Source organism: Parvibaculum sp., assembly GCF_049672805.1.
In the GTDB taxonomy this organism is placed as follows: domain Bacteria; phylum Pseudomonadota; class Alphaproteobacteria; order Parvibaculales; family Parvibaculaceae; genus Parvibaculum.
The window spans coordinates 1-8,522 of record NZ_JBATWS010000041.1; the positions used below are offsets into that span (position 1 = coordinate 1).

Annotated in this window: 8 protein-coding genes, 2 tRNA genes and 1 pseudogene; all 11 read left to right on the forward strand. The window is 60.5% G+C overall.

The window, feature by feature from the left end; all coding sequences use genetic code 11:
* The first annotated feature begins 34 nt into the window (after positions 1-34).
* A tRNA-Val gene (locus tag WBF74_RS01255) sits at positions 35-110 on the forward strand.
* Between the two features lie 117 nt (positions 111-227).
* Positions 228-304, forward strand: a tRNA-Asp gene (locus WBF74_RS01260).
* A 282-nt stretch (positions 305-586) separates the two neighbouring features.
* The gene (locus WBF74_RS01265) at positions 587-952 is read left to right on the forward strand and encodes an NADH-quinone oxidoreductase subunit A (protein WP_424434041.1); all 366 of its coding nucleotides are present in this window, start codon (positions 587-589) and stop codon (positions 950-952) included.
* On the forward strand, positions 943-1,518 hold the full coding sequence (locus tag WBF74_RS01270) for a NuoB/complex I 20 kDa subunit family protein (RefSeq protein WP_424434043.1): 576 nt from the start codon (positions 943-945) through the stop codon (positions 1,516-1,518). Before WBF74_RS01265 ends, WBF74_RS01270 begins: the two co-directional genes overlap by 10 nt.
* A 68-nt stretch (positions 1,519-1,586) precedes the next feature.
* Positions 1,587-2,189, forward strand: a complete 603-nt coding sequence (locus WBF74_RS01275; protein ID WP_424434055.1) for an NADH-quinone oxidoreductase subunit C — start codon at positions 1,587-1,589, stop codon at positions 2,187-2,189.
* Positions 2,190-2,193: 4 nt separating this feature from the next.
* A complete protein-coding gene (locus WBF74_RS01280) occupies positions 2,194-3,372 on the forward strand; it encodes an NADH-quinone oxidoreductase subunit D (protein WP_424434045.1) in 1,179 nt (392 codons plus the stop codon).
* The gene (gene nuoE, locus WBF74_RS01285) at positions 3,369-3,992 is read left to right on the forward strand and encodes an NADH-quinone oxidoreductase subunit NuoE (protein WP_424434047.1); all 624 of its coding nucleotides are present in this window, start codon (positions 3,369-3,371) and stop codon (positions 3,990-3,992) included. Before WBF74_RS01280 ends, nuoE begins: the two co-directional genes overlap by 4 nt.
* Positions 3,992-5,281 carry an NADH-quinone oxidoreductase subunit NuoF gene (gene nuoF, locus WBF74_RS01290; protein ID WP_424434049.1) on the forward strand — a complete coding sequence of 430 codons (1,290 nt, stop codon included), beginning with the start codon at positions 3,992-3,994 and terminating at the stop codon, positions 5,279-5,281. The genes nuoE and nuoF overlap by 1 nt, the downstream gene beginning before the upstream one ends.
* A 3-nt stretch (positions 5,282-5,284) precedes the next feature.
* Positions 5,285-7,327, forward strand: a complete 2,043-nt coding sequence (gene nuoG, locus WBF74_RS01295) for an NADH-quinone oxidoreductase subunit NuoG (protein WP_424434051.1) — start codon at positions 5,285-5,287, stop codon at positions 7,325-7,327.
* A gap of 16 nt (positions 7,328-7,343) precedes the next feature.
* Positions 7,344-8,357, forward strand: a complete 1,014-nt coding sequence (gene nuoH / locus WBF74_RS01300; RefSeq protein ID WP_424434053.1) for an NADH-quinone oxidoreductase subunit NuoH — start codon at positions 7,344-7,346, stop codon at positions 8,355-8,357.
* 41 nt (positions 8,358-8,398) lie between these two features.
* A pseudogene (locus tag WBF74_RS01305) lies at positions 8,399-8,522 on the forward strand (NADH-quinone oxidoreductase subunit NuoI); the annotation flags it as partial.

Consider the following 8,522-nt stretch of genomic DNA (forward strand, 5'->3'; position numbering starts at 1 on the left):
TGCTTCCTCCGCTAGGAGTGACGCGCACTTGGCAGGGCGGTTAGCTCAGTTGGTAGAGCATCTCGTTTACACCGAGAGGGTCGGCAGTTCGAGCCTGTCACCGCCCACCAGGCGCGCGCCGCAAGGCGCAAACATATTCCCTGGGTTGAGGTACCCGCTAACTGCTTGACAGAGCGCATACCTTGGCTTACGAACCGCCCACCTTCAGACGGTGCGGCCGTCGGTAAGGGGGTGTAGCTCAGTTGGTTAGAGCGCCGGCCTGTCACGCCGGAGGCCGCGGGTTCGAGTCCCGTCACTCCCGCCACTTTATCCCGAGATCAAAGGCCATGACCCGCGCGCTGCGCGCACCGGATTTAGGGTAGAGCGCCTTATTCGGAACGTCTCGCAACAGCAAATAAATCAATAGCTTTTCGCCTGCGAACAAATGGCGGCGAGCGTTTGATTTTGCAGATACGAGGTCTATACTGCGCGCCGAATTGGGAGGCCGATTTGCGGATGATCCTTCATCCGGTCTGCGCAACGGCGCGAAGGTTGTGGCAGCCCTTTTCCGGCGCGTCTTGCACCGGGACCTTGTGAGGACGATTCGATGGAAGACCTGCTGCTTGAGTACCTGCCCATCCTGATTTTCATGGGCTTGTCTCTCATTGTGGGTCTCGCGCTTTTGGTTGCGCCCTTCATCGTCGCGCCGAGCAAGCCCGATCCCGAAAAGCTCACCGCCTATGAGTGCGGTTTTGAAGCCTTCGACGATGCGCGCATGAAGTTCGACGTGAAGTATTATCTCGTCGCGATTCTGTTCATTATTTTCGATCTTGAAGTCGCCTTCCTGTTCCCTTGGGCCGTCGCGCTTGGTGATGTCGGAATGTTCGGTTTCTGGTCGATGGTCGTGTTCCTCGGTGTGCTCACGATCGGCTTCACCTATGAGTGGCGGAAGGGTGCTCTGGAATGGGAGTAACAAATCCAGACAAGGTAATTTCCAACACGCCGGGCGTCGTCAGCAGCGAGACGTCGATTCCCGCGTGGCAGGAAGATTCGTTTTTCCGTCAGGCTTCCGACGAGCTTGCCGACAAGGGCTTTGTGCTGACGACGGTGGAAGACCTTATCACCTGGTCGCGCACCGGCTCGCTCATGTGGATGACGTTCGGCCTTGCCTGCTGCGCGGTCGAAATGATGCAGACTTCCATGCCGCGCTATGATGCCGAGCGTTTCGGCGTTGCGCCCCGCGCGAGCCCCCGCCAGTCCGACGTGATGATCGTCGCCGGCACGCTGACCAACAAGATGGCGCCCGCGCTCCGCAAGGTCTATGACCAGATGCCTGAGCCGCGCTATGTCATCTCCATGGGCTCCTGCGCCAATGGCGGTGGCTATTACCACTATTCCTATTCCGTGGTACGTGGCTGCGACCGGATCGTTCCGGTCGATGTCTATATCCCGGGATGCCCCCCCACAGCCGAGGCATTGCTCTATGGCATCCTCGCGCTGCAAAAGAAGATTCGCCGGACGGGTACGCTCGACCGCTGAGTTCATGAAAAGGCCCCCCGCCGCACCATTCAGGAATGCGGCCCAAGACGAGTTTCGAGACCGTACCGATGGACGAAAGTCTGAGAGAACTTGGCGAGCACGTTTCGGCAGCGCTTGAAGATTCAGTGCTGGGCTTTGAGGTCGCCTATGGTGAGCTCTCCGTCACCGCACAGGCGCAGGCGATTGTGCGCGTTCTGAAGTTCCTGCGCGACGATCCGGCCTGCCGCTTCTCCACGCTGATCGACATTACGGCGGTGGACTATCCCGGCCGCGCGCTTCGTTTCGATGTCGTCTATCACATGCTCTCCATGTATCAGAACGCGCGTATCCGTGTGCGAGTGCAGACGGATGAGGAAACGCAGGTGCCGAGCGCGGTCCCGGTTTTCCCCGGCGCTAACTGGTATGAGCGTGAAGTCTTCGACATGTATGGCGTGCTGTTCTCCGGCCATCCTGATCTTCGCCGCATCCTCACCGACTACGGTTTCAATGGTTATCCGCTGCGCAAGGATTTCCCGCTCACCGGTTATGTCGAGGTGCGCTACGACGACAGCGAAAAGCGCGTTGTCTATGAGCCGGTGAAGCTGGTGCCGGAATTCCGTAACTTTGATTTCATGAGCCCCTGGGAAGGCGTCGAATATCTGCTTCCCGGCGACGAAAAGGCGGAGGGTTGAGGCAATGGCCGAACAGGAACTCCGCAACTACCATCTGAACTTCGGTCCGCAGCATCCGGCGGCGCATGGCGTGCTGCGTCTCGTGCTTGAACTGAATGGCGAAGTTGTTGAGCGTGTCGATCCGCATATCGGCCTGCTTCATCGCGGCACCGAAAAGCTGATCGAGCACAAGACCTATCTTCAGGCGACGCCCTATTTTGATCGTCTCGACTATGTGGCGCCGATGAATCAGGAGCACGCCTTTGTGCTCGCAGCCGAAAAGCTGCTCGGCCTCGAAGTGCCGCGCCGTGGGCAATATATCCGCGTTCTCTATTCCGAGATCGGCCGCATCCTCGCGCATATGCTGAACGTCACGACGCAGGCGCTGGACGTTGGCGCGCTGACCCCGCCGCTCTGGGGCTTCGAAGAGCGCGAAAAGCTCATGATCTTCTATGAGCGCGCATCGGGCGCGCGCATGCATGCCAACTATTTCCGCGTTGGCGGCGTGAATCGCGATCTGCCGCCGCAGCTCCTCGAAGACATCTATAATTTCTGCGATCCCTGCGCGCAGGTGCTGGATGATCTGGAAGGGCTGCTGACGGATAACCGCATCTTCAAGCAGCGCAATGTCGATATCGGCGTTGTCAGCCAGCAGGAAGCACTCGACTGGGGCTTCACCGGCGTGATGGTGCGCGGCTCGGGCATGGCCTGGGATCTGCGCCGCTCGCAGCCTTATGAAGTCTATTCCGAACTCGATTTCGACATTCCTGTCGGCAAGAATGGTGACTGCTACGACCGTTACCTCATTCGCATGGAAGAGATGCGCCAGTCGCTGCGCATCATGAAGCAGTGCATCGAGAAAATGCCGGACGGGCCCGTGCGTTCGGAGGACGGCAAGGTCGTGCCGCCGTCCCGCGCCGAGATGAAGCGTTCCATGGAAGCGCTCATCCATCACTTCAAACTTTACACCGAGGGTTATCACGTGCCTGCGGGCGAGGTTTATGCCGCCGTTGAAGCGCCCAAGGGCGAGTTCGGCGTTTACCTCGTGTCGGATGGCAGCAACAAGCCCTACAAGTGCAAGATCCGCGCGCCGGGCTATGCCCATCTGCAGGCGATGGATCATCTCTGCAAGGGGCACATGCTCGCCGACGTGGCGGCCATCCTCGGTTCCATCGATATCGTGTTCGGAGAGGTGGACCGGTGAGTGTCAGGCGTCTCGATCCCAATCAGCCCGAGAGCTTCGCCTTCACGGCGGAAAATCTCGAATGGGCGAAGAAGCAGATTGCGAAATATCCGGAAGGTAAACAGGCTTCCGCGATCATCCCGCTTTTCTGGCGCGCACAGGAGCAGCATGGCGGCTGGCTGCCGGAACCGGCGATCCGTTATGTCGCCGAAATGCTCGGCATGAACTATATCCGCGCGCTCGAAGTGGCGACCTTCTACACCATGTTCCGTCTCTCGCCGGTTGGTGAGCATTTCGTGCAGCTTTGCGGCACGACGCCGTGCTGGCTGCGCGGTGCGGATGAGCTGAAGGAAGTCTGCCGCCGCGAGATCGGGCCGGAAGGGGTGGTGAGCGAGGACGGCAAGATGTCCTGGCTCGAAGTTGAATGTCTGGGCGCCTGTGTCAACGCGCCGATGGTGCAGATCAACAACGACTATTACGAAGATCTCGACACCGCCTCTTTTGAGAAGGTGCTGAAGGATCTGCGCGCGGGCAAGGAAGTGAAACCCGGTCCGCAGAATGGGCGCATTTCTTCCGAGCCGCTTGGCGGACCGACGAGCCTGACATCGGCGAACCAGTCGGAGACGGGTGGGGGTAATTGATGCTTCAGGACAAGGATCGTATTTTCACCAATCTCTACGGGCTTCAGGATTGGCGGCTTGAAGCCGCAAGGAAGCGTGGCGACTGGGATGGCACGGCGGCGATCATCGCCAAGGGCCGTGACTGGATTCTCGAAGAGATGAAGAAGTCCGGTCTGCGCGGCCGTGGCGGCGCGGGCTTCCCGACTGGCCTCAAATGGTCCTTCATGCCGAAGGAGTCTGATGGCCGCCCGCATTACCTCGTCGTCAATGCGGACGAGTCCGAACCCGGCACCTGCAAGGACCGTGATATCATGCGTCACGATCCGCAGAAGCTGATCGAAGGCTGCCTGATCGCGGGCTTCGCGATGGGCGCCAATACCGGCTACATCTATGTCCGTGGCGAATTCATTCGCGAGCGCGAGCAGTTGCAGGCCGCGATTGATGAAGCCTATGAAGCAGGCCTCCTCGGTGCGAATGCGGCAGGCTCCGGCTGGGACTTCGATCTTTATGTGCATCACGGTGCCGGCGCCTATATCTGCGGCGAAGAAACGGCGCTGCTCGAAAGCCTTGAAGGCAAGAAGGGCATGCCGCGCCTGAAGCCGCCATTCCCCGCGAATGTCGGCCTCTATGGCGCGCCCACGACCGTCAATAATGTCGAATCCATTGCCGTTGCGCCCACCATTCTGCGGCGCGGTGCATCATGGTTCGCGGGCCTTGGCCGTCCGAACAACACGGGCACCAAGCTCTTCTGCATTTCGGGCCATGTGAACAACCCGTGCAACGTGGAAGAAGAGATGGGCATTCCGCTGCGCGAGCTTCTTGAGAAGCATGCGGGCGGTGTGCGCGGCGGCTGGGACAACCTCCTTGCGGTGATCCCCGGCGGTTCATCGGTGCCGCTCATTCCGAAGTCGATCTGCGACGATGTGTTGATGGATTTCGACTCGCTGAAGGCAGTGCAGACGGGCCTTGGCACGGCGGCCGTCATCGTCATGGACAAGTCCACCGACATCATCAAGGCAATCGCGCGCCTTTCCGCTTTCTACAAGCATGAAAGCTGCGGCCAATGCACGCCCTGTCGTGAAGGCACGGGCTGGATGTGGCGCGTCATGGAACGTCTGGTCACAGGCGAGGCAGAGGTCGAGGAAATCGACATGCTGCTTGATGTGACGAAGCGCGTCGAAGGGCACACGATCTGCGCCCTTGGCGACGCGGCGGCCTGGCCCGTGCAGGGTCTCATCCGCCATTTCCGGGGTACGATTGAAGACCGCATCGCCGCCAAGCGCGGTGGTGTGGCAAGGGCGGCGGAGTAGGTCATGCCGAAACTTATCGTCGACGGCATTGAGGTCGAGGTCGCAAACGGCGCCACTCTGCTGCAGGCCTGCGAGGCAGCCGGCGCGGAAATCCCGCGCTTCTGCTATCACGAGCGCCTCTCCATCGCAGGCAACTGCCGCATGTGCCTTGTCGAGCTTGAGAAGTCACCAAAGCCGGTGGCTTCCTGCGCCATGCCTGCTGCGGATGGCATGGTCGTCCATACACGCACCGAGCAGGTGAAGCGCGCGCGTGAAGGCGTGATGGAGTTCCTGCTCATCAACCATCCGCTTGATTGCCCGATCTGCGACCAGGGTGGCGAATGCGACCTGCAGGATCAGGCGATGGCCTATGGCGTTGATGGCTCGCGCTTCGTCGAGAACAAGCGCGCGGTCGAAGACAAATATATGGGCCCGCTCGTGAAGACGGTGATGACGCGCTGCATCCATTGCACGCGCTGCGTCCGCTTCTCGCAGGAAGTGGCCGGTGTACCTGAACTCGGCGCGATCGGTCGCGGCGAGGATATGGAAATCACCACCTATCTCGAGCACGCGCTCACCTCGGAACTGTCGGCCAATGTGGTCGATCTCTGCCCGGTCGGCGCGCTCACTTTCCGTCCCTTTGCCTATACGGCGCGCCCGTGGGAATTGCGGAAGACGGAAACCATCGACGTGATGGATGCAGTCGGCTCCAATATCCGCGTTGATGCGCGTGGCGCAGAAGTCATGCGCATCCTTCCGCGCCTCAATGAAGAGGTGAATGAGGAATGGATTTCGGACAAGACGCGCTTTGTCTGGGACGGCCTCAAGACGCAGCGCCTCGACACGCCTTATGTCCGTGAGAATGGCCGCCTGCGCGCTGCCACATGGGATGAAGCCTTCACCGCCATCGCCGCGCGGCTCAAAGGTGCCGATGGCAAGAGCATCGCTGCCATTGCCGGCGATCTCGCCTGCACTGAATCCATGAAGGCTCTGAAAGACCTCATGGCGTCGCTCGGTTCGCCGAACATTGATTGCCGCGCGGATGGCGCGAAGCTCGATGCAACGCATCGCGCGAGCTATCTCTTCAATTCAACCATCGCCGGGATTGAAGAAGCGGATGCAATCGTGCTCATCGGCACGAACCCGCGCCTCGAAGCGCCGATCATCAATGCGCGCATTTTGAAGCGGTCGCGCGCTGGTGGCCTGCGTGTCGGCCTCATCGGTCCGCGCGCCGATCTCACCTATGATTATGACTATCTCGGCGCCGGTCCGCAGTCGCTGAAAGAACTCGGCGACTTCGTCGACGTGCTGAAAAACGCATCGCGCCCGATGATCGTGGTCGGGCAGGGCGCGCTCACCCGCAAGGATGGCGCTGCCGTTCTCGCCGAAGCACTGGCGCTCGCAAAATCGGTTGGCGCTGTCACGGGCGAGTGGAACGGCTTCAACGTGCTCCACACGGCAGCCGCGCGTGTCGGCGGCCTCGATCTCGGCCTCGTGCCGGGCGAGGGCGGCCGCGATGTCGAGGGCATTCTAGACGGCGCATCATCCGGCGAGATCAGCTTCGTCTATCTGCTCGGCGCAGATGAGATCGACATGTCGCGCCTCGGCTCTGCGTTTGTCGTCTATCAGGGCACGCATGGCGATGCCGGTGCGCACCGTGCTGACGTCATCCTGCCGGGTGCCGCCTACACTGAAAAGAACGCAACCTGGGTGAACACGGAAGGCCGTGTGCAACTCGGCCGCCGCGCCGTCTTCCCGCCGGGCGATGCTCGCGAAGACTGGACGATCCTGCGGGCGCTTTCCGGCGTGCTGGGACAGCCGCTGCCTTATGACGATCTCTCGGCGCTCCGCGCGGCGATGGAGGCGGATGCGCCTCACTTCGCCGAAGTGGATCATGTCGTGCCGGCCGGCGCCTTGCCGGAACTCGCTTCCGGCGAGCTTGATGCGACGGCATTCGAAACGCCGGTGAAGGATTTCTACATGACCAATCCGATCGCTCGCGCCAGCGCGGTGATGGCGCAATGCGCCGCAGCCCGCGCTGCAGTGCGCGCGCAGGCGGCGGAATGAGGGTGGGCTGCAGCCAATGACGGATTTTCTCGTTGGATATGGAATACCGCTGGCGATCATCGTCGCGCAGTCGCTTGCCCTTATCGTCGCGATCCTGCTGGTAACGGCTTATGTGTTGCTCGCTGACCGCAAGATCTGGGCGGCGGTACAGCTTCGTCGCGGCCCGAACGTGGTTGGCGCTTTCGGCCTGCTGCAATCCTTCGCTGACCTGTTGAAGTTCGTCTTCAAGGAAATCGTCATTCCGGCGGGCGCCAACAAGGGCGTTTTCCTGCTCGCGCCGCTGGTCACCGTGACGCTCGCCCTGGCAGGCTGGGCCGTGGTGCCGCTTGATGCGAAGATGGTCATCTCCGACATCAATGTCGGCGTCCTCTATATCTTCGCCATCTCCTCGCTTGGTGTGTACGGCACCATCATGGCGGGCTGGGCGTCAAACTCGAAATACCCGTTCCTCTCCGCGCTGCGCGCTGCCGCGCAGATGGTGTCGTATGAAGTCTCCATCGGCTTCGTCATCGTTTGCGTGTTGATGACGGCGGGCTCGCTCAATCTGTCGGCCATCGTCGAAGCGCAGAAGACGGTCTGGTTCTTCATCCCGCACCTGCCGATGTTCGTGATCTTCTTCGTCTCGGCGCTTGCGGAAACGAACCGCCCGCCCTTTGACCTTGCCGAAGCAGAGTCGGAACTCGTCGCCGGTTTCATGGTCGAGTACTCCTCCACTTCCTACATGATGTTCATGCTGGGTGAGTATGTTGCCATCCTGCTTATGTGCGCGATGACGACGATCTTCTTCCTTGGTGGGTGGCTGCCGCCTTTCGACATCGCACCGTTCAATATGGTGCCGGGCGTCATCTGGTTCCTGCTGAAGGTTCTGTTCGTCTTCTTCCTGTTCGCCATGGCAAAGGCCATCGTGCCGCGCTATCGCTACGACCAGCTGATGCGTCTTGGCTGGAAGGTATTTCTGCCGATCTCGATCTTCTGGGTTCTGCTCACTGCGGGCGTGCTGGTCGGCTTCGATCTGCTGCCGAACAACTGAGGGCAGGGCAATGATGTTTATTAACGGAAAGGACTGAGGAAATGGCCTGGCTGGATCAGTCGGTGCGGTCGCTCTTCCTCACCGAGTTCATTTCGAGCTTCATTCTCGCAATGCGGTATTTCTTCAAGCCGAAGGCGACGTTGAATTACCCGTTCGAGAAGGGCC